Below are 25633 nucleotides of genomic sequence, written 5' to 3' on the forward strand. Positions count from 1 at the left end.
GTAGGCCGGAAGAAATCGCCATGTCAGCGGCGAGAATCACACGTCTGTACGGTTTGCGGAAAAGTGTACCGGGCACGGCTACTCGCTGGAGGGTGGCGGTCAACCGGCCCGGGAGCGCCCTGAGTTCAGCGCATCACCACCGGTGATCGCTGTCCGTCGCCCGCAGGGCCCGCCCCAACTCCTCGAAGAACAGCTCCTTGTGTTCCTTGTGGAAGAAGTGGCCCCCGGGCATGACATGCAGCGAGAAGGGTCCCCCCGCATGGCGGTTCCAGGCTGTCGCGTCGGCGACGGGAACCAGCGGGTCGTCGTTGCCGTGGAGCACATGGACCGGACAAGGGAGGGGGCGGTGTCCCGTTGCCGGGTACCGGTAGGTGGCGCTGACCAGCAGATCCTGACGGAGTCTGGCCACCACGTCCCGCATCCGCCGGGGGTCCTCCCGCAACAGCCGGCCGGCTCCGCCCAGGTCCACCAGCAATTCGAGCGCGGCGGTGTCCGACAGGTCCATGATCAGGCCGGGGGCCGGCAGATGGGGTGCGCGGTGGGCCCCGGTCACGAAGCAGACGGGCGGTCGACGGCCGGCGGCGAGGCGCCGCTGGGCCACCTCGTAGGCGACCAGCGCACCCATGCTGTGGCCGTAGAAGGCGTAGGGCTCGTCGAGGGCCGGGGCAAGCCGTTGTGTCACCTCTCGGACCAAGTCGTCCATCGTGCTGACGGATCCGGAGGAGCCCGGTGCGGACGCCGACCGCGGGGGCAGGGTCACCGGCACCACGTCGACCCCCTGCCCGAGCCGGGGTCCCCAGCCCGCGAAGGACCAGGCGCTGCCGCCCGCATGGTGAAAGCAGAACAGGCGGAGCGGGGCGGTCTCGCCACGCACCACGGCGCGCCGGGCCACGCCGGCGGGCGCGCCGCTCGCCGTGTCCTGCGTGAGGTACCGCGTCGTGTGGGCCATGGCCACCAGTCTCCCGCCCACGCCGGAAGGGAGGGAGTGCGTGTCCAACAGGGTGGCGCCACCACCAGTGGTTCCGGTACCCGGTCCACCGCCGCCACACCGGACGGCGATTGCCGAAAATCGCCGTAGGGCTTGAGCGAGCCCTTCCGCTTAACTAAAAAATATAGTGAGATCCATTCGGGTCGTATGGATTCAAGGAGAGAGGTCGATACATGCAGACAACTGCACCCTCGCGCTTATCCGGACCTTTACGGCGAGCGAAGCTGCGACATTTCCTGCGGACGCGCCGAGAGGGAATATCACCCGAAGAAGTCGGTCTGGTGAACGTCGAGCGACGGCGTACCCCCGGCCTGCGCCGGGAGGAGGTCGCGGCGCTCGCCGGTGTCGGGGTGTCCTGGTATACCTGGCTGGAACAGGGCCGGGACATCAATGTCTCCGAAGGAATCGTGCACGCCATCAGCAACGCCCTGCGGTTGGACGACTGCGAGCGCCGGTATTTCTTCCGGCTGGCCGGACTCAACCCGCCCCGGTGCACGGACGGGGAGCGCCGGGACGGGATGTTCCCGCACATGCGCGCGCTCGTGGAGAGCTGGTCCTCCCATCCGGCCTATCTCACCGATCGGTACGGGCGTATCGAAGTGGCCAATGGGTCCGCCCGCTCGCTGTTCCGTCTCAACGCCAGCGGGGACAACTGCCTGGAGAAGTTCTTCACCGACGCGGACACCCGGGCGAAGTATCCAGAAACCGAAAGAGTGGCTCGGGGGCTGGTGACCCACTTCCGGGCACAGGCGGCCCGGTTCCCGGACGATCCGGAATTCGGCAGGATCGCGGAACGGCTGTGCCGGACGAGTCCGAAGTTCGCCGAGCTGTGGGACCGGCACGAGGTCGAGGACCCGTATCAGAACGTGCGTAAATTCGCCCACCCACGCACCGGGGTGATGGTCTTCGACCGCGTGCTGATGCGAATGCCGGAGTACTCCGAGTCGGTGCTGACCGTGTACATAGCTCAGCCCCGTGCCGCTGCGGCCATTAAGGCGCGGGAGTTCGCGGGTGTGTCCAGCTCGGGGCAGCCTTAGTCATACCCTCGCGGGCGGCGGGCGCCGGTACGGGACACCGGCGCATCGCCCCGTGAGATGCACTTTGCCGCCTCCCGGTTTCACGGATGGTGGTGTTGTCACCACCATCATGGGGAGACACTTCCTCCACCCGGACGCAGATCCCAGGATTGGATCCATGGGACGCGATGGGATTCAAGCCCTGAATTCGAAGTCGGCGTTCCCAGCGACTCGCGGAGGAAGATATGGGTAATTCGATTGCCAGCCGCATCGTCGTGCTCCTGACGGAACTGAACGTGTCGACGGCAGAGGTCACGCCGGACACGACTTTCGAGGCCATGGAGATCGACTCGCTCCTGCTGGAGGAACTCGCCCTGCGTCTCCAGAAAGCCTTCGGCATCGAGATCGAGACCGGCGAACTCGTCCCCGAGCAGACCGTCGCCGAGGCGGCCGCGGTACTCGTCGCCAAGGGCGTCGCCGTAGCCTGACGCGCTCCGGGGATCCGGTCCGAGCACCTTCCCGGTCATGCATTCTCGCCATTCTCCGTGGCGATCCGTTTGCTGACATCTCAACTGGTCGTGACGTCCAAGTGTTTTATTTCGAAATTAATCGAGAGGGATAACGATGTCCGCCACTCTGCTCATTCTCAACGAAGTTGGCGTCGCCCCCGGAAGGGCGGACGAGGTTCTGGCCCGCTGGAGCGCACTGAACGAGAAGGAACCGCTGGCCGGCCGCACCCTGTTCCGCGGCGCGGACGGCGACAGCGTTCTCGAAATCACGCCCGTCCAGGACTACGCCGAGCTGGAGAAGCTGTCGGCGGGCTGGCGGAAGGTGTGGGACGCCGTCTCGGCGGACCTCGTCACCGACTTCCGGCGCCAGCTCCTGGAGTTCATCGAGGCCCCCAAGGACACCGCCGACCCGCTGCCCCTGACGCAGTACGTCCAACTGCGCTACATCGAGGTCAAGCCGAAGGAGTACCCGGCCTACCGCGAGTGGCGCGAGAACACCATCTTCGACGTCGTGCGCCGTGCCGAGCCGGTCACCACGTTCCTGGCGTACCACACGCTGCTCAGCACCCAGCCCGGCGTGATGTTCGTGGCGGGTTTCGACTGCGAGCCGGAGGAGTACCAGAAGGTCTTCACCTCGGCCGAGTACCAGGACATCGTCCAGCAGGCCGGCGACCGCTTCATCGTCGGCGGCGAGAGCGGTCTCTACACCCGCGTCTACCGGCGTGCCGATGCCTGAGACCGTCGCGGCCCCCTGGACCGCGACCCCGGGCGCCACAGAGACGCACGAGCTCAGCCTCACCACCCAGGGCCCACTCTACCCACCGAGCGAAGTCATGGACGCCGACGGCAACTTCGTGGTGGTCGGGATGGTCAACCGGGCCGGCCCGGACGGTGCGACCCGGCCGGAGTGGGGCGCGGCTGTCGTCTCCCCGGACAGTCCGCTGCCCGAGTTCGGCACACTCGCCCCGTACACCGTGGTACGGGAGCTGGACACCGACCCCGACGGGGCCGACAAGGACATCGTCCTGCACACGCTTCCGCTGCCCTTGCCGTGCAACAACTACTCCATGGTGTTCGCACCGGAGCAGTTGCCCAAGGCCGGCCAGGTCGAGCGGCCCAGCCACGCCTTCCACGAGGTGCCCATCCCGGACCTGCGCCCCGAGGACGGGCCGAAGGTCACCGCCCCGGTCACCTTCGGCGCCTGGATGAGGGCGAGCGGCACCCTGGAGGTCGGGGTCACCCCCGACGGCCACCGCGGGACGTTCGGCTTCGCGTTCTCCCGGCTCGTTCCGGACAGCGTCTACACCGTGATGTCGCTGCGCACCCGCGACCTGGACCCCGCCGGGCCGACCCGGCCGGGCCCGCTCGGAGTGCCGAACGTCTTCGTCACCGACGCCGACGGGAACGGCCGCTACCACGCGACCCTGCCCGACCCGTTCCCGGACCCCCGGCTGCCCGGGGCCAACCGGATCATCAACGTGGTCGTGCTGTGGATGAGCTACCAGCGCAGCTACGGCGGCGCCATCGGTGAGTTCGGCCTCGGCGGCGACATCCACGCACACCTCAAGCTGCGCGGCGCGTCCTTCCAGAACCTGCGGACCACCGCGGCCCCGCAGTCCTGATCCCCCCCCGCACCACCCACCGGCATTCAGCACAGGAGAAGCCCCATGCCCATCATCTCCGTCACCACCTGGGACGGCCAGGACGACGCCCAGGCGCAGGAACTCATGGAGGAGCTGACCCGAACCGTCCGGCGTGTCACGGGCGCCCCCCTGGACAAGATCACCGTGTACATCCAGGAGGTGCCGCGCAGCCGCTGGGCGGAGGGCGGCGCCCTGGGCAACGACCCCAAGTTTCCGGAACTGAGCCGCCGGCTCTCCGAGTGAGGGGCGTTCGCCGTGTCCTCCGAGATACATGAGCCCCCTCGCCGCACCGAAGCGGAACCGGGCACCCTCTTCCTCGTGGGCGACGTCTTCGCCGAATTCGCCGCACACGACGGTGTCCTGACGGTATCTCAGCTCATCCGGCGGATAAGGGAGGGCGCGTTCCCCGGCGGCACCGGCGCGGCCTCGGTGACGCTCGGGCAGGGGGTGTCCCAGTTCGACGTCCAGTTCGTCCGCGACACCCTGGCCCGGCGCGGCCTCACGGACGCGGTCGTCATCGACGACCAGGCGCTGTGTGACCGTGCCGGGCGGGAGATCGCGCACAAGCACCGGGCGGAGAACGTGCTGATCTCCCTGCCCCGGCGGACCGGCCCCAGCTCTTTCGAGTCGGACCTGCTGGTGGACTCCGGCAGCGAGGTGATGTCCGACCACGTCACCGGCCAGCACATGCAGGGCATGCTGGTCATGGAGGCCGGACGGCAGATGTTCATCGCGGTGGCCGAGCAGCACTACCTGCCGCCGGAGGCGGTCGGCAACAGCTACTTCGTGATCGACACCTTCGCCACCCGCTACCGGAACTTCCTCTTCCCGCTGCCCGCGACCGTCCGGTGCACGGTCCTCTCGCACCGCTCGCCGCACCGCACCCGTACGGCGTTCTCCTGCGAACTCGCCGTGCTCCAGGGCGGCGGGGAGACCGCGGTGATGGAGGTCCGCTTCACCGCCTTCGACACCCAGGTCTCTCACGCCAAGGAGACCCGGGCGGCGGCGCGGTCCCTCCAGGACACCGCCGCGATCCTGGCTGCGGCGAAGGAACCGGAATCGGCCGAGGTCCGTATCGCGTGACCGAGGCGTGTACCGAGTGACAGACGGCGGCCCGGATGCGCGGCGGGCCACCGGTCGGCATCAAGAAGGAGCCCTTACATGTCAGAACCCAGCCGCAGGCCGGCTGCGGGCCGCCCCTACCTGGTCTTCAGCGACGTCGACGAAACCCTGATCACCGTCAAGAGCATGTTCGACTTCCTCCACTACCAGTTGGTGCGCCGGCAGGGCCCCGCCGGGGAGGCGGAGTACGAGCGGATCATGGCGGAGGTCCGCCGCCGGGCCGGCGACGGCACCCCCCGTGCGGAGATCAACCGCTTCTACTACGGCCACTACGCCGACGAGTCGGTGGAGACGATCGGCAGGCTCGCCGAGGAGTGGTTCGCCGAACGCACCGCGTCCGGCCGGGGCTTCTACATCGAGTCGACCCGGGAAGCCCTGACCGCTCATCGCGCCGGCGGTGCGACCGTCGTCCTCGTCTCCGGCTCCTTTCCGCCGCTCCTGGAGCCCCTCGCGCGTGAGGTGGGCGCCGACGTCGTCCTCTGCACCCGCCCGCTCGTCGCCGACGGCCGCTACACCGGGGAGGTCGGGACCCCGGTCATCGGCGCCGGCAAACGCGCCGCCGTGCTGGAGGAGTTGGCGTCCCGTCCCGACGTCGACCCGCGCGACTGCTGGGCCTACGGCGACCATGTCTCCGACCTGCCGATGCTGGAACTCGTGGGGCACCCCGTCGCCGTCGGGGAGGCGAAGGAGTTGCGAGAGCGACTGGCCGAGCGCGTCAAGGGGGTCACGGCATGACGGCCGAAGGCCCGTTCTTCGTCCTGCTCGGCCCCGACGGAGCCGGCAAGTCGTCGGTGATGCGCCGCCTCGCCGGGCTGCTGCCCGAGTGGCGGCTGATGTCGACGGACAGCGCCTTCGTCGCCCCCGAGCACACCCTGATCACCCGGCTCCGCCGCGACCTCCAGGATCACCTGCTGCCCGGCCTCGGCACCGCCTACTCGGCGGATTTCCTGGCCAGCGTGCTCCAGACGGCCGTGGTGCACCTGCGGGACCAGGTGCACGGACGGGACCCGCGGGTGCCGGTGCTCGTGGACTCGTACTACTACAAGATCCTCGCGAAGTGCCGGATGGCCGGGGTCCGGGACACCCTGATGTACGACTGGTGGCGCACGTTCCCGCAGCCGGACCGGGTGGTCTACCTCGATGTCTCGCCGTCGTCCGCCTGGCGGCGACGCGGCGACGGCGCGGGCCTCAACTCCCTCGAGTACGAAGGTGACGAAGGCGACATGGCCGGGTTCGAGCGGTATCAGAGGGATCTGCGCAAGCTGCTGCTGGAGGAGGTGCACGACCTCCCGGTGACCGAGCTGCCGGAACAGCCCAGCGTCGAACGCGCCGTCGAGGCCGTACGGGAGGTGCTCACCGCGTGAACGCCCGCTCCGTATGGCACACCCCCGGCCACGCCGGCCGTTACCGCGAGCGCGTGTACGCCGCGCGCGAGCGGCTCACCGCCGAGAACACGGACATGCCGCACGCTCAGGCACAGGCCCTGGCCGACCTGTTGGCCTTCAACGCGGACACCGAGTTCGGCCGGCGGCACGGGTTCGCCCGGATCCGCACGATGGACGACTTCCGCGCCGCCGTCCCGCTGCAGGACTACGCCGCCCACGCCCCCCTGATCGAGCGGACCGCCGCCGGCGAGCGGGGCCTGCTCACGGCCGACGCGCCCGAGGTCTACTTCACCAGCAGCGGCAGCACCGGAGCACACAAGAAAGTGCCCGTCACCCCGCGTTTCATGAGCACCACCTTCATGCCGTTCTACTTCGCGGCCTGGGCCCCGCTGATCGAGCACTTTCCCGAAGTGCTCCAGCGGCCCGACGCCGTCCTCAACCTCAAGCACGACCCGCTCACCGCCCCGCCCACCACGGCTGACGGCCACCCCCACGTGGGCGCCAGCCAGGTCGACTTCGGCACCCGGTTCGGTGAGCCGCTCTCCGCCGAACCCGGCACCGGAGCGCCCTGGGCGGCCCTGCCCGTGCCCACCGACCCCGGCGATCACCTCGAACGTGCCTATCTGCGGCTGCGGCTGGCCGTACAGAGCGATCTGCGCGGCCTGATCGGCATCAACCCCGCGATGATCGCCGCGGTGCCGCACCAGCTGAACCTGTGGTGGCCGCGGATCGTGAAGGAGGTCCGCGACGGCACCCTGGGCGGCCTGCCCCACTGCTCGCCCGACGCCGCACGAGCGGATCAACTGGAGCGGATCGCCGAGTACTTCGGGACCGTGCGCCCCGCACATGTGTGGCCTCATCTGCGTGCGCTGTTCTGCTGGACCACCGGCGTCGCCTCGCTCTATCTCCCCGCGCTGCGCGCGGAGTTCGGCAGCGAGGTCACCGTGCTGCCCGCGCCGGTGGCGGCGTCCGAGGGCCCGACCGGCGTGGCGCTGGACCGGCACGCCTGTGCCGGCAGCCTCGTCGCGTCGGCAGCGGTGTACGAGTTCGTCCCCGCCGACCGCGACCTCGCCCCCGACAGTGCGACGCTGCTGCCGCACGAGATCGAGGCCGGCCGCGACTACCACGTGGTCTTCAGCCACGTCGGCGGGTTCTACCGGTACACCGTCGGCGACGTGGTCCGGGTGGTCGACCGGGTGGGCGGGGTGCCCCGCGTGGAGTACGCGGGCCGGGGCGTGCGCTCCGACGCGGCGGGGGAGCGGCTGCGGGACGCCCAGGTCGTACGGGCCCTGCACACCGCTCTGGACTCCGGCGGACTCGGCCTGCGCAACGTGGCGTGCCGGGTCGAACCGGACACCGACGACACCCCCCGGTACGTCTTCGCGATCGCGCCCGGCAACCCCTGGAACCAGCAGGAGACCACCCGCTTCACCGCCGATCTGGACCGCGCCCTCGCCGCCGAATCCGCCGATTACCGCCACACCCGGGGCGCCGGCCGGCTGGGGAGGCCGGCGGTCCGGCTGCTGGACCGCGAGGCGTTCGCCCGCGACTGGCACACGGCGGTCGGCACGGGAATCCGGCCGACCCAGGTGAAGGACCGGCTGTTCCGGCAGGACGACGCACTGTGGCGGCGGCTGACCGGCCCGGCGACCGGCTGACGCCCGCCTGCTGACCCACGCGCCGCGAGAAACCGGAGTCCGTCCGGCGTGCCGAACCGCCCCCCGGCAGGCCCGCGGGCCGTCCCCGGTCCCGCTCGCGCCCCCGCGTCTCCGACCCCCCCCCGCGTTTTCGAACCGCCCCCGACGAGGAGCCCTCCCCATGCCCGTGCTCAACCCCGTCGAACGGACCGCCTTGCTCACCGCAGCCCTGCGCGCGGCGGAGACCCGCCGCCCGGACCGGCTGTACGAGGACCCGTACGCCGCCGGACTGGCCGGAGACGACGGGCCGGACCTGCTGGCCGAGATCCGGGCCGCGACCTTCCCGCCGGACCGGCCGCGCTCCCTGCCCAGTACCCCGGACTACAACGCCATCCGCACCCGGTTCTTCGACGATCTGCTGCAGGACGCCGCCCGGGCGCCGGAGACCACGCAGATCGTGCTGGCCCCGGCCGGGATGGACTCGCGCGCCTACCGGCTGTCCTGGCCCGACCACATCCGCTACTTCGAGGTCGACCGTCCGTCGGTGCTCGACTTCAAGGCCGAGCGGCTGCGCGGGGTCCCGCCCCGCGTCGACCACCGCACGGTCGCCGTCGACCTCACCGACGACGACTGGGAGGACCGGCTCCGCGCGGCCGGGTACGACCCCACCGTGCCCTCGACCTGGCTGCTGGAGGGCCTGCTCTACTACATCCCCGAGGCCGACTCCCGCCGGATGCTGGAGCGGGTCGCGGCGATCTCCGCGCCCGGCAGCCGGATCGCGGCCGACATCGTCAACCAGGCCGCCCTGACGCTCCCTCATATGCAGGGCCTGCTCGACGTGTTCAGCCGCTGGGGGTGCCCCTGGGTGTTCGGCACCGACGAGCCGGAGGCACTGTTCGCGCAGTACGGCTTCGACGTCCACGCCGTCCAGCCGGGCGAGTCCGACGCCGACTACGGGCGGTGGCCGGACCCGGTGCCGCCACGCGAGGTCGCCGAGGTACGCCGGGTGTTCTTCGTCCATGGCCGGAGAAGCTGACCATGGGGACCATCGTGATCGCGGGCGGCGGCACCGCCGGCCTCGCCCTGGCGCTGGCGCTCGGCGGACGCGGCCACCGGGTCCGGGTGCTGGAACGGGGGGAGACGCCCCCGGACGGGCCCGCCGGCAAGAGCGCGGAGCTGTGGCGGCGACCGGCGGTGCCACAGGCCGCACACGACCATGTCCTCAACGCGCTCGGGGTACGGACGCTGCGGCGGCACGCCCCGGCGGTGCTGACCGCGCTGCTGGAGGACGGGGCACAGCTGCTGGACCTCGCAGCGGCGGCACCCGGCGGAGTCGACGACGCGGACCTGGCCACCCTGTTCTGCCGTCGCTCGGTGCTGGACCTCGTCCTCCACCGCTGCGCGAGCGCCCTGCCCACGGTGACCCTCAGCCACGACACCCAGGTCACCGGGCTCCTGCTCGACGCCGGCCGGGCGACCGGAGTCGTCACGGACTCCGGCGAGATGCTCGCCGCCGACCTGGTCGTGGACGCCTCCGGCCGCCGCTGTGCGTCCCGCTCCTGGCTCGCCGCAGCCGGCGTCCCGGCCGGGAAAGACCGCACCGGCGCCAGTCACCTGCGCGCCTTCGGCCGCTTCTACCGGCTGCGGGAACCCGGCGGTGCGCCGCCGGGCCCGCTCAACCGGGGCAACGCGGCCGGCGGCATCTGGGGCCACTACTCGGCCGTGGCGCACCCGGCGGACAACGACGTGTTCGCCATCACCCTCGGCACCCTGCCGGGCGACCGGGCCACGGCGGCACTGCGCGACCCCGCCGCCTTCACCGCCGTCTGCGGGATCTCGCCGTATCTCCTCCCGTGGGTCGACGAGAACGCCGTGGAGCCGATGGGGCCGGTGCGGGTGATCGGCATGCCGCCGAACCTCCTGCGGGGCGCCTCGCCCCTCAGGGGCCTCCTCCGGGTCGGGGACGCCGCCTGCGTCACCGACCCGATGTTCGGCCGCGGGCTCTCCCTCGCCCTCACCCATGCCTTCCGGCTCGCGGACCTGATCGACCGGCACCCGTCCGCGACGGCCGAGCAGAGCCGCGCCGCCGCCGACCTCACCGACGAACTCCTGCGCCCCTGGTACGAGCAGGGCGTCCACGACTCGTGGGCACGGGCCGAGCGGTGGCGGGCGGCGGCGGGTGCACCTCCGGCGTCCCGGCGCCCCCCGGTGCCGCCGGTGCCCCCGGATCTCTGGGCGGCGGCGATCGGGGCCATGGCCACCGATCCGGTCGTACGGCGGGGAGTCCTCCGCGCTCAGACGAGCCTGACCACCCCCGCGCGGCTCTTCGCCGACGAGCACTTCCCGAGCCGGGTACGCCAGGCGCCCACGGCCCCCGCCCCGCCTCCCGAAACCCCGCCTCCCACCCGGACCGAACTCCTGGAGACCCTCACAGCCGCCGTGCGGAAAGGAGGATGAAGATGCCACCCCGTAAGAACGTCCTGCTGGCCCCGGTCACGGTGACCCCCACCAAACCCCTGACCCCCAGCCACCTCAAGGGTCTGCTGTGGACCGACGTCATGTTCCGGGCCACGGCGCGGCTCGCCGAGGTGACGTACCGGTACAGCCACACCACTTACCACGTCACCGAGCAGACGGTCGGCTTCTGGGAGTACCTCGACCGCACCCGTGGCAAGACCGACTACGCACACCTCTCCGAGGAGGAGATCGGCGAACTCTACGTCCGCTACCGGGCCGAGGAGCAGTCGCAGAGCGCGCAGGCACTGCGACCGTACCGGGACGCCATCGAGCACAGCGGCTGGACCCACCCCGCGAGCCGACGCCTGCTGGAGCTGTGGGCCGGGCACTACGAGCGGCTCGGCATGCACGACCCCGGCCTCCAGGAACACCAGCCGCCGGGCCTCGCCCTGGAGGAGATGGTCGAACAGCTCTCCGCCACGGGCCTCGTCCTCGACCAGCGCGACTGCGGCGGCCCGGTCTACCTCGACCTCACCCGGTACGGCATGCCCCTGCGCCGCATCATCACCTCGGACGGCCGGCCCAACTACCTCGCCTGCGCCCTGCGCGAGCTGCTTCCGCTCGTGCCCTGGTACGACGAGATCGTCCTGCTCTACGACCGTGAGCTGGACACCGATTACCAGTTGCTCAACCGCGTCCTGACCCGCCTCGGGCCCACGGTGCGCCGGGTGCCCGTGGGGCGGGTACCCATCGACGGACGGATCGCCTCCGCCCGGCACGGCGGCTGGCGCGGGCACACGGCCGGCGTACTGCTCCGCGAGGCCGCCGAGACGTGCGGCGACGACACCGAGGCGCTACGGCTCGGTATGCGCCTGTACTTCGTGGCGACCCTCGGCCCCGGCCAGCGCGAGTCGTTCCGGCACGACCTGCTGCGGAACTGCCTGACCACGGCCGCCCGGCTCCTCAAGCGCTCCCGGGCCGCCGTCGAGGCCGGCACCGGCGATCTGTTCGACGCGCTCGACCGGCACCGGCGGGGCCACACCTATGTCGACCCCTACCGGCTCACCTGCTCCCTCCTGGGCCGCGGACGGCCCGCTCCCGATCCCGGACTCCTGTCGGCGGTGTACCTGTGACCAGCTCTCTCGAACCGACGACCCTCGCCCCGCCCCACGCCCTCTCCCCGGCCGTCCTGCTGCGCTCCGCCCTGGACCGCGTCCGCACCGCCCGCCCCGAACTGGCCGACCGGCTCGAACTCTCCAGCCCCCAGGACCTGAGCGCGCTCCGGGACGGCTTCCACCACGCGGACGCCACCGCCACCGAGGTGCTGGCGGTGGTCGTCGTGGGCCGGCTCGATCTGCCCCGCTGGGTGCGCGAGACCTGTGCCTTCGCGCTCGGCCTGGCGCCGGAGGCGGGGGACGCCTGGCGCGGCTCCTTCACCCGCACCGTGTACCTGGCCGGCAGCCCGGCCAACCTGCGTGAGCGGTTCACCTTCGACCACGTCGCGGGCGACGGCTCGGTGGCCTGGTGCGGTCCGGCGCCGGGCGCGGCCACGGCCACGCTGCGCCGTCTCCTCAAGACCTTCGAGGCCGGCCACGAGCTGGCCGCGATGCCCGCGACCACGGTGACCGTCCCGCGTCCGGCGACCGCCTCCGATGCCGGCCGGCACCGCCCCGCCGTCCACCGCGACCTGTACATCGCCACCGCCAGGGTGACCGTCGCGCACGCCCTCGTGCACCTCAACCATCTGCTCGCCGAGGCCGTCCTGGACGGGCTGATCCACCCCGGCGACCGGCTGACCCTGCGATTCGTGCCCCGACTGACCGGCCTGGCCGACCAGTTCGCCATGCTCCGCGTGGACACCGACGTCCACCGCCCGGACGAACTCCAGGCATACGCGGGACTGACCACGGAGGTGTGACCCATGACCACCCGCACACCCGCGGCCGCCGGTGACGCCCCCGGCGCGGCCGCCCCGCCCCGCCGCCTCCGGCTCGGCGTCCACGGCTCCACCCATCTCGCCGCTCGCATCGTGGCCGCCGCCGGCCACCCGGAGTCGTCGGTCGAGTACGTCCCCCACGAGGTCTCCGAGCCGTTCACGCTGCTGCGTGCCGGGGCGATGGACCTCATGCTCGTGAAGTACGACCCGCGCGATCCGGACATCACGCTCAGCGAACCCGTCGCCTGGGACGGCCGTGCCGTGCTCGTCGGCGCCCATCACCCCCTGGCGGCCCAGGAGTCGGTCTCCCTCGAACACCTCGCCGACCACGAGGGCTTCCGGTGCCCCGACGGCTTCCCGCCGCACGTCTGGGATCTCGTCGTACCGCCGCGTACCCCGGCGGGCCGTGTCATCCGCCGTACGCACACCATGACCACCGTGCCCGCCCTGGTGGAACAGCTCCGGAGCACTCTCGCGATGCATGTGTCCTTCCAGTCCCTCGACGCGGTCCTGCCGCCCGACATCAAGGTGGTCCCGGTGCACGACCTGCCCCCCTCCCCGGTGACCTTCGCCTGGTTGCGCGGCACCCGGCTGCCCGAACCGGTCCGGCGGTTCGTCGGCGACGCGGAACGGGCGGCCCGACGATGAGCGGGACGAAGACCGGCGCGGGCCTCCCCGTCGTCCTGCTCCACGCCCTGCCTCTCGACTCGTCCATGTGGGACGAGTCCGCCCGGGCCCTGCGCGCCCGCGGCCACCACGTCCTCCCCCTCGACCAGCGCGGCTTCGGCGGCACCCCGCTCCCGGCGGACGCCGCCCCCTCCCTCGACCTGGTCGCCGACGACCTGGCCCGCGAACTCGACCGCCGCTCCATCGACTCGGCGGTCGTCGTCGGCTGCTCGATGGGCGGCTATACGGCGATGTCGTTCCTGCGCCGCCATCCGCACCGCGTCCGCGCACTGGCCCTGTTCGCGGCCCGGGGCACGGCCGACACGCCGGAGGGGGCCGCGGCGCGCCTCCGCTTCGCCGACCTGATCAGCGACGACTCGCTGCGCGCCGGGATCGTCACGGACACCGCCCCGTCCCTGCTCGGCGCCACCACCCGGGCCCGGCGGCCCCAGCTGTCGACCCAGGTGACGGCCTTGGCCGGGAAGGCCGAGCCGCACTCCGTCGCATGGGCGCAGCGGGCCATCGCCGCCCGCGAGGACTCCCTGGCCACCCTGAGCGCCACGGACGTGCCCGCCGTGGTCGTCCAGGGTGAGGAGGACGAACTCGTCAGCCTCGACGAGGCCCGCGAGACAGCCGCCGCCCTGCCCCACGGCCGACTCGTCACCCTCCCCGGCGTCGGCCACCTCGCCCCGCTGGAGGCACCCGGGAAAACCGTGGAGATCCTCATCGGCCTCCTCGCCGCGGCGCAGGGCCCCCGTCCGAATGGAGCGACAGCATGCTGACAGACGATCACGCGGGGCTCGGCTACACGACCTCCACCGGCCTGGCCTTCACCCATGAGGAGATCGTCGACCCGCACTTCGAAGCCTGCGCCGATGCCTACCAGGAGGCCCTGGAGGGTGTCGGAATCCGCGCCGGCTGGCATGTCCTGGACGCGGGCTGCGGAAGCGGCACCTTTCTGCCCCTGCTCGCGGAACTCGTCGGCGAACGGGGCCGGATCTCCGCCCTCGATCTGGCCGGGGAGAACGTCGAGCGGGCCGCCGAGCGGATGCGGAACCATCAGGCCCGGCTGCGGACGGAGATACGGCAGGGCAGCGTGCTCCGGCTGCCCTACCCGGACGCCTCGTTCGACGCCGTATGGTGCGCGAACACCACCCAGTACCTCGACGACGCCGAACTGGCCCGTGCCCTCGCGGAGTTCCGCCGGGTCACCCGGCCCGGGGGACTGGTCGCGGTCAAGGACGTCGACGGCACGCTGAGCACCGTACGCCCCGCGGACCCGTTCCTGATCACCGACTTCTTCCGGGCGTCCGCCGCGTCCCCCGGGTACGCGCGGCAGCTGCTGCGCGGCCGCGACCTGTATCGCCGGCTCCGCGAGGCCGGTCTCCGTTCGGTGCGGCAGCGCACGATCCTCATGGAGCACCACGCCCCGCTCTCCCCTGCGGCCCTGCGGTTCTACGGCAACGCGTGCGCGCTTTTCGCGCGGCAGGCACGGAATCTCGGGATTGCGGGCGACTGGGCGCCGTTCCTCGACCCGGAGGGCGCGGCGAACCCGTTGCGCCACCCGGACGGTTACATCAGTGAGGGAAATGTCGTCGCGGTCGGTACCGTCTGAATTCTCAAATTGCTTGGTGTGCACTCTAATTACTAGCATGGTGCAGTATGAATGAGCCCAATTCCCCGTCCACGCAGGCCGACACCCGATACGAGCGTGGCCTCGCCGTCCTCGGTGAGATTTCCGGCGAACGCGGCGCCGCCATCGTCGACGCGCTGGCCGACATCGCCCCGGACCTCGGCCGCTTCGTCGTCGAGTGGGCCTACGCCGACCTCTTCGATCGCCCCGGACTCGACGCGCAGGAGCGCGAGCTGGCCACGGTCGGCGCGCTCGCCGCGCTGGGGGACACCGCACCCCAGCTGAATTTCCACATCGACGCCGCCCTCAAGGTCGGCGTCACCCCCCTGGAGATCGTGGAAGCCCTCGTCCATCTGGCCCCCTTCACGGGCCTCCCGCGCGTGCTCAACGCGATCCGCGTCGCCCGGGCCGTCTTCACCGACCACGGTGTCACCGTCGACCCGGTGGTCATGGACGACGACCGCGACCGCTACGAGCGCGGCGCCGAGAACCTGGTCAGGATCGACGGCGAGCACGGCCTGGACGTCGTGGACTCCCTCAAGGACATCGCTCCCGATCTGGCCCGGTACATCGTCGAGTTCTCCTTCGGCGACATCTACCACCGGCCGTGGCTCTCGCCGCAGCGCAAGCAGCTCGTCACCGTCGCCGCCCTGACGGCCTTCGGTGACACGGCGCCCCAGCAGGCGGTGCACATCGGGGCCGCCCTCAACGTCGGCCTGAGCCCGGCCCAGGTCGTGGAGACCCTGACGCAGGTGACCGCGTACGCGGGCTTCCCGCGCGTCCTCAACGCCATCAGGACGGCCCGGGAAGTGTTCGAGAAGCGAAACCTCTCCGTAGAGCCGTAAAGCGGTACGGCGGTAGCGGCATGCCCGTGGAATCACGGTCATAAAAACGTGGAACGCCCCGTTGCCTGTTCGTGAACACCGTATGGCTGACCGGTTCGTGCATCCAGCACCGATCAAGGGAAGCAGCTCACCATGGAAACGGACATCGCAGCAGACTTCGGGGCGTTCGGCGAGGAATTCTTCAGGAATCCCCACCCCGTCTACGCCGAACTCCGTGCCCGGGGACCCGTACACCGTGTGCGGGTCCCCGAGGGCGCGGAAGCCTGGCTCGTCGTCGGGTACGAGGCATGTAAAGACGCCCTCACCGACCCGGCGCTGTCCAAGAACTGGAAACACGCGTCCCCCGAGTTGCCGCTGGCCCGGCTGTCCGCCGGCCACAACCTGCTCAGCTCGGACCCGCCGGACCACACCCGGCTGCGCAGACTGGTCTCCAGGGAGTTCACCCCGCGCCGCGTGGAGACTCTCCTGCCGCGCGTGGCGGCCCTGACCGGCGAACTCCTCGACACCATGCTCTCGTCGCCCGACGGACGCGCCGACCTCGTCGAGGCCCTCGCCTTCCCGCTCGCGATCGGCATCATCTGCGAACTCCTCGGTGTCCCCTCCCTGGACCGCGGCTCCTTCCGCACCTGGGCCGAAGAAGCCCTCAGCAGCCCGGACCGCGACGCCCGCCGCGCCGCGACCAGCGCGATGACCGCCTATCTGGTCGGCATGACCGACGAGAAGCGCGGCCGCCCCGGCGACGACCTGATCAGCGCCCTCATCCGCACCACCGACGAGGACGGCGACCGCCTCTCCGCCGACGAACTCATCGGCATGGCCTGGCTGTTGCTGGTCGCCGGCTTCGAGACCACGGTCAACCTCATCGCGTCGGGCGTCCTCGCCCTGCTCCGCCACCCGGACCAACTCGCGGCCCTACGAACCGACGTCGGCCTCATCGACAACGCCGTGGAGGAGATGCTGCGCCACGAGACCCCGGTCGAGACGACGACGTACCGATTCACCACCGGGCCGGTGACGATCGGCGGGGTGACCGTCCCGGGGGGTGGTGAGCTGGTGTTGATCGCTCTCGCCGACGCCGGACGGGACGCCGCCCGCTTCCCGGACCCGAACCGCTTCGACATCCGCCGGGCCACGGGCGGTCACCTCTCGTTCGGCCATGGCATCCACTACTGCCTGGGCGCCCCTCTCGCCCGGCTCCAGGCGGCCACCGCGATCACCGCACTCCTCGAGCGCTGCCCGGACCTGGCCCTGGACGCGGATCCGGCGCGCCTGCCCTGGCGCCAGGGCCTGCTCATACGAGGCCCCCGGCGCCTCCCTGTCCGCTGGGCCGACGGGACACCCGGGGAAACCCGTGCGGCAGGTTCTCGTCACAGGTGGTGTTCGCACCACCACGATCAGGAAACACTTCCTCCCTCGGCGCCGTGCTCCGAAGATGAATGTGTGGGACGCGGCTGAGTTGCAGCAGCTGAATTCCCAGAGGCTCACCTTCTCCTGCATCCTTCTGAAGATCCTGGAACACCCCTGCCCCGAACCAGGGGCGCAGATGGAGTTCGCCAGCACGTATTTCCGTTGGCGTGACCGCCTGCCCATCATCACGGGCTCACAGACCTGAAGGGGATTCAAGAAATGACTGGATTCGACTCTCGCGGCACGTTCCAGAAGGCGGCAAACGAGTACACGAAGATCCAGGACACTTTCCCCCATCTGATTCGCGACCCGCTGCTGGCCGACATGGCGGTGAAGGAAGGCGACCGGATACTCGATCTGCCCTGCGGGACGGGCGACGCGATCGTGAAGGCGGCGGAGCTCGCCGGACCGACAGGAAGCGCCCTGGCCATCGATGTCTCCTCCTCCATGATCGAAGAAGCCGAAGCCAACGCAGCGGCCGCAGGGGTGAAGAACATCCAGTTCGTCGTGGAGGACATGGAGAAGGCACAGTTCGATGTCGCCGCATACGACATCGTCGTGTCCTCCTGCGGCCCCTTCTTCGCCTCAGATCTCAAAGCCTTCCTGACGAAACTGTGGGGCGCCGTCAAGCCTGGCGGCAAACTGGTCCTCTGCACCTTGGGGCGCAATTTCCTCGCGCCCATCTCCGGCGTCCTCCTGGACCTGGCACAGAGCAAGACGGAAGGCTTGCAGGTCCCCACACCCTGGCGCAGCACGGAAGACATCCACTTCTTGAAAACTCTCCTCGAAGAAGTGACACAGGGGCAGCAGGTCAAGCTCACCCACCGGTCCGTCGTAGCGGATTACCGGACGGCCGACAGAGGCTGGAATCTCCTGATGGCCACCGCATTCAGGAACTACACCCTGGAGCTGTCACCGGAGAGCCGAGCGGAACTCGAGGCGGAGCTGAAGGAGTGGATGCAGAGCAACCACCAGACCTCTGCGACCTGCGGCTTCAACAACATCACCGTCACCAAGGACCCTGCATGACGTGAAGGCTGTCCACTTCCTCGGCCTGCCCGTCCCTTATCCTGGAGATCGCCATGTCCCGTCGTCTGTTCACCTCGGAGTCGGTGACCGAGGGGCACCCCGACAAAATTGCTGACCAGATCAGCGACGCCATTCTCGATGCGCTCCTGCGCGAGGACCCCACGTCCCGTGTCGCCGTGGAGACGCTCATCACGACCGGCCTGGTCCATGTGGCCGGCGAGGTCACGACCAAGGCGTACGTGCCGATCGCCCGGCTGGTGCGCGACACCATCCTGGACATCGGCTACGACTCGTCGAAGAAGGGCTTCGACGGCGCCTCCTGCGGAGTGTCGGTGTCGATCGGTGCGCAGTCCCCGGACATCGCGCAGGGCGTCGACACCGCGTACGAGACCCAGGTCGAGGGGGCCTCCCGGAGGGACGAGGGGGACGGACTGGACCGCCAGGGTGCGGGCGACCAGGGGCTGATGTTCGGCTACGCGTCGGACGAGACACCGACGCTGATGCCGCTCCCGATCTTCCTGGCCCACCGGCTGTCGAAGCGCCTGTCCGAGGTCCGTAAGAACGGCACGGTCCCCTACCTCCGTCCCGACGGGAAGACCCAGGTCACCATCGAGTACGACGGTGACAAGGCGGTCCGTCTGGACACCGTCGTGGTCTCCTCGCAGCACGCCGGCGACATCGATCTGGAGTCCCTCCTCGCCCCCGACATCCGCGAGTTCGTCGTGGAGCCGGAGCTGAAGGCCCTCCTGGACGACGGCATCAAGCTGGACACCGACGGCTACCGCCTGCTGGTGAACCCGACCGGCCGCTTCGAGATCGGCGGTCCGATGGGTGACGCCGGTCTGACCGGCCGCAAGATCATCATCGACACCTACGGCGGCATGGCCCGCCACGGCGGTGGCGCCTTCTCCGGCAAGGACCCGTCGAAGGTGGACCGGTCCGCCGCGTACGCGATGCGCTGGGTGGCCAAGAACGTCGTCGCGGCGGGCCTCGCCTCCCGCTGCGAGGTTCAGGTGGCGTACGCCATCGGCAAGGCCGAGCCGGTCGGCCTCTTCGTCGAGACCTTCGGTACCGCCACCGTCGACACCGACAAGATCGAGCAGGCCATCGACGAGGTCTTCGACCTCCGCCCGGCCGCCATCATCCGCGACCTCGATCTCCTGCGCCCGATCTACGGCCAAACCGCCGCGTACGGCCACTTCGGCCGTGAACTCCCCGAGTTCACCTGGGAACGCACCGACCGGGTCGAGGCGCTGCGCAAGGCGGCAAGCGTCTGACATGCGCATCGCCGTCACCGGGTCCATCGCCACCGACCATCTGACGACATTCCCGGGCCGCTTCGGTGAACAATTGCTGCCCGACCAACTGGCCCACATCTCGCTCTCCTTCCTGGTGGACGATCTCCAGATACGCAGGGGCGGCACCGCCGCGAACATCGCCTTCGGCCTCGGCCTGCTGGGATGCACTCCCTTGCTGGTCGGTGCCGTGGGCACGGATTTCACCGAGTACGGCGCCTGGTTACGCATGCACGGCGTGGACATCAGCCATGTGAAGGTGAGCGAGCAGTCCCGGACGGCCAGATTCATGTGCATCACCGACAGGGACCAGAACCAGATTGCCGCCTTCTACCCGGGTGCCATGACCGAAGCGCGGCATATCAGTCTGGCCGACATCACAGCTGGTTGGGGCAGACCCGCCCTCGTCGTCATCGCACCGGACGACCCTCTGGCGATGCAGCGCCACACGTCCGCGAGTCGGCAGCTCGGCATTGCGTACGCCGCCGACCCCTCACAACAACTGGCCCGTCTGGGAAAGGAGGAGGCCCGCCGGCTCGTCGACGGAGCGCAGCTGCTCTTCAGTAACGCATACGAGGCCGCGCTCCTGTGTGAACGCACCGGGTGGACCGAGCAACAGGTGGGGGACCGTGTGGGCACCTGGGTCACCACCCGGGGGGCGAACGGGGTGACGGTCGCCACCCGGGGAGGAGCAGTCCTCACCATCCCTGCCGTGCCGTCCGAGAAGGCTGTCGATCCCACGGGTGTGGGGGACGGCTTCCGCGCGGGATATCTCGTGGGTATGTCACGCGGCCTGTCCGAGGAGAGGGCGGCTCAGTTGGGCTGTGCCGTGGCCACCACGGTTCTGGAGACGGTGGGGACCCAGGAGTATCGGCTGAGTGGTGATCTGCTGGCACGCGTCGCGGACACCTATGGCGCAGGCGCCTCTGCGGACATCGCGCGCTGCGTCGAGGTGCCGGGGTGACGGCGTCCTCCGATGCCTGAGAGATTCCGCAGGCGGAGGAGGAGCCGTCATGGCCGCCGGGCCGCCGGGTGTCCCGGCGGCCCGGCGGTGGCCCGGACTACCGGGAGCCTGCCACAGGGCGCTGCTTGTAGAAGGACTCCTTCAGGTAGGCGGCCTCGTGCGGCTGGTAGGGCTCCTCCAGGTAGGCGGCCTCGTCCTCGTCGAGTTCGACGTCCACCGCGGCGACCGCGTCGGCCAGCTGGGCCGGCTTGGTGACCCCGACGATGGGCGAGGTCACCACCGGGTTGCGCATGACCCAGGCCAGGGCGACCTGGGCCGGGGACAGCCCCCGCTCGCCGGCGATCTCGTGGACGCGCTCGGCCACCGCCTGGTCCTCGTCGCGGTAGAGGATCTTGCCGCCCTCGTCGGTCCCGGCGCGCGCCGTGGCGGTGTCCCGGGCCCGCGTCAGCCTGCCCCGCGCCAGCGGGCTCCACGGGATCACGCCGATGCCCTGGTCGGCGCAGAGCGGGAGCATCTCCCGCTCCGCTTCCCGGTGGATGAGGTTGTAGTGGTCCTGCATCGACACGAACCGGGTCCAGCCGTTCAGGTCGGCCAGGTACAGGGCCTTGGCGAACTGCCAGGCGTACATGGAAGAGGCTCCGATGTAGCGGACCTTCCCGGACTTGACCGCGTCGTGCAGCGCCTCGAGGGTTTCCTCGATCGGGGTGTCGTAGTCCCAGCGGTGGATCTGGTACAGGTCGATGTAGTCGGTCCCCAGTCGCTTCAGGGAGGCGTCCAGCTCGGCGAAGATCGCCTTGCGGGACAGCCCGGCGCCGTTCGGGCCGGGGCGCATCCGCATCCAGACCTTGGTGGAGAGAACGACCTCCTCGCGCCGGGTGAAGTCCTTGACCGCCTGTCCGACGATCTCCTCGCTGCTTCCGGCGCTGTACCCGTTGGCCGTGTCGAGGAAGTTGACGCCGCCCTCGAGGGCCTGCTTGATGATGTCCCGGGCGGCGTCCGCGCCCAGTGACCAGGGCTCGCCGCCCCGGTCCGGCTCGCCGAAGCTCATGCAGCCCAGGGCGATGGCGGAGACTTCCAGTCCGGTCGTTCCGAGTTTGATGTATCGCACGCGCCGAACCTAGGAGTTGGAGTGCGCTCTCACGCAAGACGTCCCGGCCAGGAATGCGGAGGCGTGGGGCGGCGGTGTCGCGGCGCTCGCGACGGCGCCCCTCCCCGCGGCATCTCCACGTAGTGCTGTCGCGTCGAGGGGGAAGGCTGCTTGGCGTGGAAGCCACATCGAAGACCCGAACCCCCGCCCCCGAGCGTGTCCCGGAGATGCCGGGCATCCAGCCGACGGCAGCCGCCCTGATCATCGGAGGGGCCGCCTGCCTCTCGATGTCGGCCGTTTTCGTCAAGCTGGCCGACGTCAACGCCGGCACCGCGGCCTTTCTGCGCTGCGCCGTCGCCCTGCTCGCCCTCGTGCCGATGTTCTGGTACGAGACCCGTCGGCGCGGCGCGATGCCCGCCGCGCTGCACCGGAACGCGATCCTCGCGGGCGTGTTCCTCGGCGCCGACTACGTGATGTGGACCCTCAGCATCCTGGACATCGGCGCCGCGGTCTCCACCGTGCTCATCAATGTGCAGGTGATCGTCTTCCCGCTGCTGGCCCGGGTCTGGGACGGCACGCGGGTGACGCGCCGCTTCCTGTTGGCCTGTCCGCTGATGCTGATGGGCATCACCCTGGCGGGCGGCGTCGTCGGCTCCGGCGAGCAGGCCGTGCACCCCGTGCGAGGGGCGCTGCTGGGCGTCGGCGCGGGCACGGCCTATGCGGTGTATCTGTATCTGATGCGCCGCTGCGGCCGGAGTTCACCGCGGCACGTGGTGACCCCGGTCTGCGTCTCGACGGCCGCGGCCACCGTCAGTTCCGGTGTCATCAGCCTCCTCACGACCGGGCTGCCGCTGGCCGTCCCGGCCGCCTCCTGGGGCTGGATCGTGGCGCTGGCGCTCCTCGGCCAGGTCGCGGCCTGGCTGCTGATCAGCAAGGGAGGGCCGCTGCTCCCGCCCAACACCGCTGCGGCGCTGCTGCTCCTCCAGCCGGTCATGGCCATCGCGTTCGCCCTCCTCATCCTCCGCGAGACGCCCACCCCGACCCAGCTGGGCGGCTGCGCCCTGGTGATCGCCGCGGTGTGGACCAGCAACCGCACACCTCGGAAGAAGCCCGCCGCGCGCCCCGCGTAGCGACATCCGGCACAGACCTCGCAGCGGTCGTGGATCCGGCAGGAAGCCTGTTTCCGGTCCGGACCGGCGCCCGGGGCGGAGCGCTCCGCCGGAGCCGGGGTCAGCGCCGTCCGCGTCCGGTCGCCCACACCGCCACCGCCGACGCGCCGGTCCACGCCGCCGCGTAGCCGAAGCCGACCGCCGGGCCGAAGGCCGTCCACAGGATGCCGACGACGGCCGAGGAGGCGAAGTCGCCGAAGGACTGGACGAGTCCGAGCAGCCCGAAGCCGCTGCCGCGCAGCGCGTCCGGGAGCATCCCCGCCACCAGCGTCGACTCGGCGGGCTCGACCAGCCCGATGCCGCTGCCCGCCAGCACGAACGCGGCCAGCAGCGGCGGCCAGCCGTGCCAGGGGACGGCGAACATGCCGTACGCCGCCAGGTAGAGGACGCCGCCGGTGGCGAAGGCGGTACGGGGGCCCGCCCGGTCGATCCAGTGGCCGCCCAGGTACGCGACGGCGGCGGCGAAAGCGTTGTGCGCCGCGTAGATCAGCACGGCCAGCGAGGTGGCGGCGGCGAGGTCGCGGGCGCCGTGGTGCAGGAGTTGGGTGGCGCGCAGGATGAGCAGGGTGACGGCGATGTTGCCGATCTCGAACATCGCCACCGGCAGCAGCGCACGGGCCATCCCGGCGCGCCGCAGATCGCCCAGGTGGAGCCGGACACGGCGCCGGGCGGAGGGCTGCGCGAGGGTGCGGCGGGCCTCGCGTCCGGCGAAGGTGATCGCCACCGCCGCCAGCAGACCGGGCAGCGCCGCACACCAGAGCGTGGCGCGGATGCCGATGACGGAGACCAGCAGCGCCGCGAGGAGGGGGCCGACGACCGCGCCGAGGTTGTCCCCGGCCCGCTCCAGGCCGAAGGCGCGTCCGTAGGCGCCCGGCGGGGCGAGGGAGGCCAGCAGCGCGTCCCGGGCCGGTGACCGGATCCCGCGCGAGGCCCACGCCGTGGCGCGCAGGACGCCGACCTGCCACACGGACTGCGCGAGGCCGAGGGCGCCGGTGGCCAGCGCGGTGCCGAGATAGCCGCCGGTGGCGATCTTCGCCCGCCGCGCGGGGGAATTGGCCAGCGGGCCGCCCGCCAGTTTGGCGACCCCGGTGAGCGCATCGCTGACCCCCTCGACCACGCCGAGCGCCCCCGGCGAGGCGTGCAACGTGGCGGTGAGGAAGCCCGGCAGCACGGCGGTGGCGATCTCGTGCCCGGAGTCGCTGAAGAAGCTCGCCGCGCCTACACCGCCCACCCCGGCGCTGTACCAGCCGCTCCGCCCGCCCCGCTGCGACTGCTGTCCGGTGTGGTCGTCCATGGGGAAGTGTCCTACCGGGCGGCGCCCGGTGGCACCGGCACGCCACGCCGGGCGCGCGCCCGCCGCCGTACGCCCCGGTCACTGGGCGGGCAGCCGTACCGAGTACAGCGAAGGGGTGTCGAGCCGGCGGGAGACCAGCACCGCGCCGGTGACCGCGAAGAGCAGCGGGACCATCAGGGCGTCGAGGGTGCGGGTGAGTTCCAGCGCCAGGACGACGGCGGCGATCGGCGCCTGCATCGCGGCGGCGAGGACGGCCGCCGCGCCGATGATCGCGAAGCCCGCGGCCGGACCCGGCCAGGCGAGCGTCCAGCCCTGCCCGGCGAGGGAACCGAGCAGCGCGCCGGTGGCGAGCGTCGGGGTGAAGAGCCCGCCGCTGGCGCCGCTGCCCAGACTGCCCGCGGTGGCGAGCGGTTTGAGGAGGAAGAGCGCCACCAGGGTGGCGACGCCGAACTGCCCGCCCAGGGTGTGCTGGACGATGTCCTTGCCGTTGCCGAGCAGTTCGGGGTACGGCACGGCCAGCGCGCCGACCGCGGTGAACACCAGCGGCGGCCCGACCAGCAGCCCCCACCCCGCCGGCCGCCGCCCGTGCGCGATCCGGATCATCCGCACCCAGCCGACCGCCACCCACCCGGCGAACGGGCCGATCACCAGGGCGAACACGAGCAGCGACGCGGACAGCTGCACCTGGGGCAGCCGGTAGGTCGGCCCGGCCGGAAGCACGGTCCAGGACACCGCGGTGGCCAGGCACGAGGTGGCCAGCGCGGGCAGCGCCAGCCGCAGCGACAGCACGCCGAGCATCACCTCCAGGGTGAGCAGCGCCCCGCCCAGCGGCACGTTGTAGACACACGCCATACCCGCACCGGCGCCGCAGGCGGCCAGCAGTCTGCGGTGCGCGGTGTTCAGGCGGGCCCAGTCGGACAGCCGGGACGCGAGCGCCGCACCCGCCAGCCGCGGCGCGGCCTCCCGGCCCAGCGACGCGCCCATGCCCACGATCACCACGGACAGCACCGCCGTACCCAGACTGCGCCGCAGCGGCAGCCGCCCCTCGTCCTGCCACAGCGCCCGGCTCACCTCCGAACCGCCGGGCCCCGTCCACCGCCGCAGCAGCCACCAGCCGGCCCCGGCCACCACCCCGGCGGCGGCCAGTGCCGCCACCCGGCGGCCCGCGCCCGCCCGTTCGACCGCGGCCAGGAAACTCCCCGAACCGTAGGAGTACGTCAGATGCGCCGCCGCGTGCAGCAGCGCCATCAGCGCGGCGCCCGCGAGCCCCGCCAGCACCCCGGTGGCCACCACCAGCACCCAGAACCGCGCGGACAGCGACGGGACGTCCGCCGGTGCGACCAGGTTCGGCTGCTCCACCGCCCGGCCGCCTCGGGCCCGTCCGTTCCGCTCTGTGCCCATCGCTCGCCTTCCCGGCAGGTCCCGGCGCCGCTGCCGGACCCTGCCGGGCATCGTCTCCCGGCCCGGCGCGCGCGGCGCGGGACCCGGCGCGCGTGTCGTGCCCGTACGCCGGGGGCGCGGCCACGTGGCGTGCGTCGCACCCGCGGGAAA

26 protein-coding genes are annotated in these 25633 nt (G+C 71.2%); 22 read left to right on the forward strand and 4 right to left on the reverse strand.

The window, feature by feature from the left end:
- Nucleotides 1-133: 133 nt before the first annotated feature.
- The gene (locus ACZ4U4_RS13070; RefSeq protein ID WP_467872519.1) at nucleotides 134-949 is read right to left on the reverse strand and encodes a thioesterase II family protein; all 816 of its coding nucleotides are present in this window, start codon (nucleotides 947-949) and stop codon (nucleotides 134-136) included.
- Between the two features lie 320 nt (nucleotides 950-1269).
- Between ACZ4U4_RS13070 and ACZ4U4_RS13075 the strand changes: the two genes are divergently transcribed.
- The 21 genes from ACZ4U4_RS13075 (at nucleotide 1270) to ACZ4U4_RS13175 (ending at nucleotide 20532) form a co-directional block, all read left to right on the forward strand.
- Complete coding sequence (locus ACZ4U4_RS13075) at nucleotides 1270-2025, forward strand: helix-turn-helix transcriptional regulator (RefSeq protein WP_467872522.1); 756 nt, start codon at nucleotides 1270-1272, stop codon at nucleotides 2023-2025.
- A 224-nt stretch (nucleotides 2026-2249) separates the two neighbouring features.
- Complete coding sequence (locus ACZ4U4_RS13080) at nucleotides 2250-2492, forward strand: phosphopantetheine-binding protein (protein ID WP_467872524.1); 243 nt, start codon at nucleotides 2250-2252, stop codon at nucleotides 2490-2492.
- Between the two features lie 136 nt (nucleotides 2493-2628).
- Nucleotides 2629-3249 carry a hypothetical protein gene (locus ACZ4U4_RS13085; protein ID WP_467872526.1) on the forward strand — a complete coding sequence of 207 codons (621 nt, stop codon included), beginning with the start codon at nucleotides 2629-2631 and terminating at the stop codon, nucleotides 3247-3249.
- The gene (locus tag ACZ4U4_RS13090) at nucleotides 3242-4135 is read left to right on the forward strand and encodes a hypothetical protein (protein WP_467872528.1); all 894 of its coding nucleotides are present in this window, start codon (nucleotides 3242-3244) and stop codon (nucleotides 4133-4135) included. Before ACZ4U4_RS13085 ends, ACZ4U4_RS13090 begins: the two co-directional genes overlap by 8 nt.
- A 45-nt stretch (nucleotides 4136-4180) precedes the next feature.
- Nucleotides 4181-4399 carry a tautomerase family protein gene (locus ACZ4U4_RS13095; RefSeq protein WP_467872531.1) on the forward strand — a complete coding sequence of 73 codons (219 nt, stop codon included), beginning with the start codon at nucleotides 4181-4183 and terminating at the stop codon, nucleotides 4397-4399.
- A 12-nt stretch (nucleotides 4400-4411) separates the two neighbouring features.
- Entirely contained in the window at nucleotides 4412-5239 is an 828-nt protein-coding gene (locus tag ACZ4U4_RS13100) for an AfsA-related hotdog domain-containing protein (RefSeq protein ID WP_467872533.1), read from the forward strand.
- A gap of 78 nt (nucleotides 5240-5317) precedes the next feature.
- Nucleotides 5318-6013, forward strand: a complete 696-nt coding sequence (locus tag ACZ4U4_RS13105) for an HAD family hydrolase (RefSeq protein WP_467872536.1) — start codon at nucleotides 5318-5320, stop codon at nucleotides 6011-6013.
- Nucleotides 6010-6642 carry a hypothetical protein gene (locus ACZ4U4_RS13110; RefSeq protein ID WP_467872539.1) on the forward strand — a complete coding sequence of 211 codons (633 nt, stop codon included), beginning with the start codon at nucleotides 6010-6012 and terminating at the stop codon, nucleotides 6640-6642. Before ACZ4U4_RS13105 ends, ACZ4U4_RS13110 begins: the two co-directional genes overlap by 4 nt.
- A complete protein-coding gene (locus ACZ4U4_RS13115; protein ID WP_467872541.1) occupies nucleotides 6639-8321 on the forward strand; it encodes a GH3 family acyl-acid amido synthetase in 1683 nt (560 codons plus the stop codon). Before ACZ4U4_RS13110 ends, ACZ4U4_RS13115 begins: the two co-directional genes overlap by 4 nt.
- 160 nt (nucleotides 8322-8481) lie before the next feature.
- Nucleotides 8482-9336, forward strand: coding sequence for a class I SAM-dependent methyltransferase (locus tag ACZ4U4_RS13120; RefSeq protein ID WP_467872544.1), 855 nt, complete (start codon nucleotides 8482-8484; stop codon nucleotides 9334-9336).
- A 2-nt stretch (nucleotides 9337-9338) separates the two neighbouring features.
- Nucleotides 9339-10757 carry an NAD(P)/FAD-dependent oxidoreductase gene (locus tag ACZ4U4_RS13125; RefSeq protein WP_467872546.1) on the forward strand — a complete coding sequence of 473 codons (1419 nt, stop codon included), beginning with the start codon at nucleotides 9339-9341 and terminating at the stop codon, nucleotides 10755-10757.
- 2 nt (nucleotides 10758-10759) lie between these two features.
- Nucleotides 10760-11890: a hypothetical protein gene (locus ACZ4U4_RS13130; RefSeq protein ID WP_467872549.1), complete on the forward strand. Its 1131-nt coding sequence runs from the start codon at nucleotides 10760-10762 to the stop codon at nucleotides 11888-11890.
- Nucleotides 11887-12675, forward strand: coding sequence for a DUF6182 family protein (locus ACZ4U4_RS13135; RefSeq protein ID WP_467872551.1), 789 nt, complete (start codon nucleotides 11887-11889; stop codon nucleotides 12673-12675). The genes ACZ4U4_RS13130 and ACZ4U4_RS13135 overlap by 4 nt, the downstream gene beginning before the upstream one ends.
- A gap of 3 nt (nucleotides 12676-12678) precedes the next feature.
- Nucleotides 12679-13341 carry a substrate-binding domain-containing protein gene (locus ACZ4U4_RS13140; RefSeq protein ID WP_467872553.1) on the forward strand — a complete coding sequence of 221 codons (663 nt, stop codon included), beginning with the start codon at nucleotides 12679-12681 and terminating at the stop codon, nucleotides 13339-13341.
- Nucleotides 13338-14141, forward strand: a complete 804-nt coding sequence (locus tag ACZ4U4_RS13145) for an alpha/beta fold hydrolase (protein ID WP_467872556.1) — start codon at nucleotides 13338-13340, stop codon at nucleotides 14139-14141. Before ACZ4U4_RS13140 ends, ACZ4U4_RS13145 begins: the two co-directional genes overlap by 4 nt.
- Entirely contained in the window at nucleotides 14135-14974 is an 840-nt protein-coding gene (locus ACZ4U4_RS13150; RefSeq protein WP_467872558.1) for a class I SAM-dependent methyltransferase, read from the forward strand. Before ACZ4U4_RS13145 ends, ACZ4U4_RS13150 begins: the two co-directional genes overlap by 7 nt.
- A gap of 47 nt (nucleotides 14975-15021) precedes the next feature.
- Entirely contained in the window at nucleotides 15022-15837 is an 816-nt protein-coding gene (locus ACZ4U4_RS13155) for a carboxymuconolactone decarboxylase family protein (protein ID WP_467872560.1), read from the forward strand.
- Between the two features lie 132 nt (nucleotides 15838-15969).
- Nucleotides 15970-17292 carry a cytochrome P450 family protein gene (locus tag ACZ4U4_RS13160; RefSeq protein ID WP_467872563.1) on the forward strand — a complete coding sequence of 441 codons (1323 nt, stop codon included), beginning with the start codon at nucleotides 15970-15972 and terminating at the stop codon, nucleotides 17290-17292.
- Between the two features lie 171 nt (nucleotides 17293-17463).
- Nucleotides 17464-18273 carry a class I SAM-dependent methyltransferase gene (locus ACZ4U4_RS13165; protein WP_467872565.1) on the forward strand — a complete coding sequence of 270 codons (810 nt, stop codon included), beginning with the start codon at nucleotides 17464-17466 and terminating at the stop codon, nucleotides 18271-18273.
- Between the two features lie 53 nt (nucleotides 18274-18326).
- Nucleotides 18327-19550, forward strand: a complete 1224-nt coding sequence (gene metK, locus ACZ4U4_RS13170; RefSeq protein WP_467872568.1) for a methionine adenosyltransferase — start codon at nucleotides 18327-18329, stop codon at nucleotides 19548-19550.
- A 1-nt stretch (nucleotide 19551) separates the two neighbouring features.
- A complete protein-coding gene (locus tag ACZ4U4_RS13175; protein ID WP_467872571.1) occupies nucleotides 19552-20532 on the forward strand; it encodes a carbohydrate kinase family protein in 981 nt (326 codons plus the stop codon).
- A gap of 97 nt (nucleotides 20533-20629) precedes the next feature.
- On the opposite strand, the gene ACZ4U4_RS13180 is transcribed toward ACZ4U4_RS13175, so the two are convergent.
- The gene (locus tag ACZ4U4_RS13180) at nucleotides 20630-21640 is read right to left on the reverse strand and encodes an aldo/keto reductase (RefSeq protein ID WP_467872573.1); all 1011 of its coding nucleotides are present in this window, start codon (nucleotides 21638-21640) and stop codon (nucleotides 20630-20632) included.
- A 155-nt stretch (nucleotides 21641-21795) separates the two neighbouring features.
- Between ACZ4U4_RS13180 and ACZ4U4_RS13185 the strand changes: the two genes are divergently transcribed.
- On the forward strand, nucleotides 21796-22749 hold the full coding sequence (locus tag ACZ4U4_RS13185) for a DMT family transporter (RefSeq protein ID WP_467872575.1): 954 nt from the start codon (nucleotides 21796-21798) through the stop codon (nucleotides 22747-22749).
- Between the two features lie 100 nt (nucleotides 22750-22849).
- Here ACZ4U4_RS13185 and ACZ4U4_RS13190 read toward each other — a convergent pair whose 3' ends face one another.
- Entirely contained in the window at nucleotides 22850-24082 is a 1233-nt protein-coding gene (locus ACZ4U4_RS13190) for an MFS transporter (protein ID WP_467872578.1), read from the reverse strand.
- A gap of 78 nt (nucleotides 24083-24160) precedes the next feature.
- Nucleotides 24161-25441, reverse strand: a complete 1281-nt coding sequence (locus ACZ4U4_RS13195; protein ID WP_467872581.1) for a chloride channel protein — start codon at nucleotides 25439-25441, stop codon at nucleotides 24161-24163.
- Nucleotides 25442-25633 lie beyond the last annotated feature (192 nt).

The organism is Streptomyces sp. NPDC029159 (assembly GCF_055564055.1).

What these genes read in the sequence shown, in the direction of transcription:
- ACZ4U4_RS13070 (WP_467872519.1), bottom strand. Translation starts at nt 949, where the DNA reads ATGGCCCACACGACGCGGTACCTCACGCAGGACACGGCGAGCGGCGCG.
- ACZ4U4_RS13080 (WP_467872524.1), top strand. Translation starts at nt 2,250, where the DNA reads ATGGGTAATTCGATTGCCAGCCGCATCGTCGTGCTCCTGACGGAACTG.
- ACZ4U4_RS13085 (WP_467872526.1), top strand. Translation starts at nt 2,629, where the DNA reads ATGTCCGCCACTCTGCTCATTCTCAACGAAGTTGGCGTCGCCCCCGGA.
- ACZ4U4_RS13090 (WP_467872528.1), top strand. Translation starts at nt 3,242, where the DNA reads ATGCCTGAGACCGTCGCGGCCCCCTGGACCGCGACCCCGGGCGCCACA.
- ACZ4U4_RS13095 (WP_467872531.1), top strand. Translation starts at nt 4,181, where the DNA reads ATGCCCATCATCTCCGTCACCACCTGGGACGGCCAGGACGACGCCCAG.
- ACZ4U4_RS13105 (WP_467872536.1), top strand. Translation starts at nt 5,318, where the DNA reads ATGTCAGAACCCAGCCGCAGGCCGGCTGCGGGCCGCCCCTACCTGGTC.
- ACZ4U4_RS13110 (WP_467872539.1), top strand. Translation starts at nt 6,010, where the DNA reads ATGACGGCCGAAGGCCCGTTCTTCGTCCTGCTCGGCCCCGACGGAGCC.
- ACZ4U4_RS13120 (WP_467872544.1), top strand. Translation starts at nt 8,482, where the DNA reads ATGCCCGTGCTCAACCCCGTCGAACGGACCGCCTTGCTCACCGCAGCC.
- ACZ4U4_RS13125 (WP_467872546.1), top strand. Translation starts at nt 9,339, where the DNA reads ATGGGGACCATCGTGATCGCGGGCGGCGGCACCGCCGGCCTCGCCCTG.
- ACZ4U4_RS13130 (WP_467872549.1), top strand. Translation starts at nt 10,760, where the DNA reads ATGCCACCCCGTAAGAACGTCCTGCTGGCCCCGGTCACGGTGACCCCC.
- ACZ4U4_RS13140 (WP_467872553.1), top strand. Translation starts at nt 12,679, where the DNA reads ATGACCACCCGCACACCCGCGGCCGCCGGTGACGCCCCCGGCGCGGCC.
- ACZ4U4_RS13145 (WP_467872556.1), top strand. Translation starts at nt 13,338, where the DNA reads ATGAGCGGGACGAAGACCGGCGCGGGCCTCCCCGTCGTCCTGCTCCAC.
- ACZ4U4_RS13150 (WP_467872558.1), top strand. Translation starts at nt 14,135, where the DNA reads ATGCTGACAGACGATCACGCGGGGCTCGGCTACACGACCTCCACCGGC.
- ACZ4U4_RS13155 (WP_467872560.1), top strand. Translation starts at nt 15,022, where the DNA reads ATGAATGAGCCCAATTCCCCGTCCACGCAGGCCGACACCCGATACGAG.
- ACZ4U4_RS13160 (WP_467872563.1), top strand. Translation starts at nt 15,970, where the DNA reads ATGGAAACGGACATCGCAGCAGACTTCGGGGCGTTCGGCGAGGAATTC.
- ACZ4U4_RS13165 (WP_467872565.1), top strand. Translation starts at nt 17,464, where the DNA reads ATGACTGGATTCGACTCTCGCGGCACGTTCCAGAAGGCGGCAAACGAG.
- metK (WP_467872568.1), top strand. Translation starts at nt 18,327, where the DNA reads ATGTCCCGTCGTCTGTTCACCTCGGAGTCGGTGACCGAGGGGCACCCC.
- ACZ4U4_RS13175 (WP_467872571.1), top strand. Translation starts at nt 19,552, where the DNA reads ATGCGCATCGCCGTCACCGGGTCCATCGCCACCGACCATCTGACGACA.
- ACZ4U4_RS13190 (WP_467872578.1), bottom strand. Translation starts at nt 24,082, where the DNA reads ATGGACGACCACACCGGACAGCAGTCGCAGCGGGGCGGGCGGAGCGGC.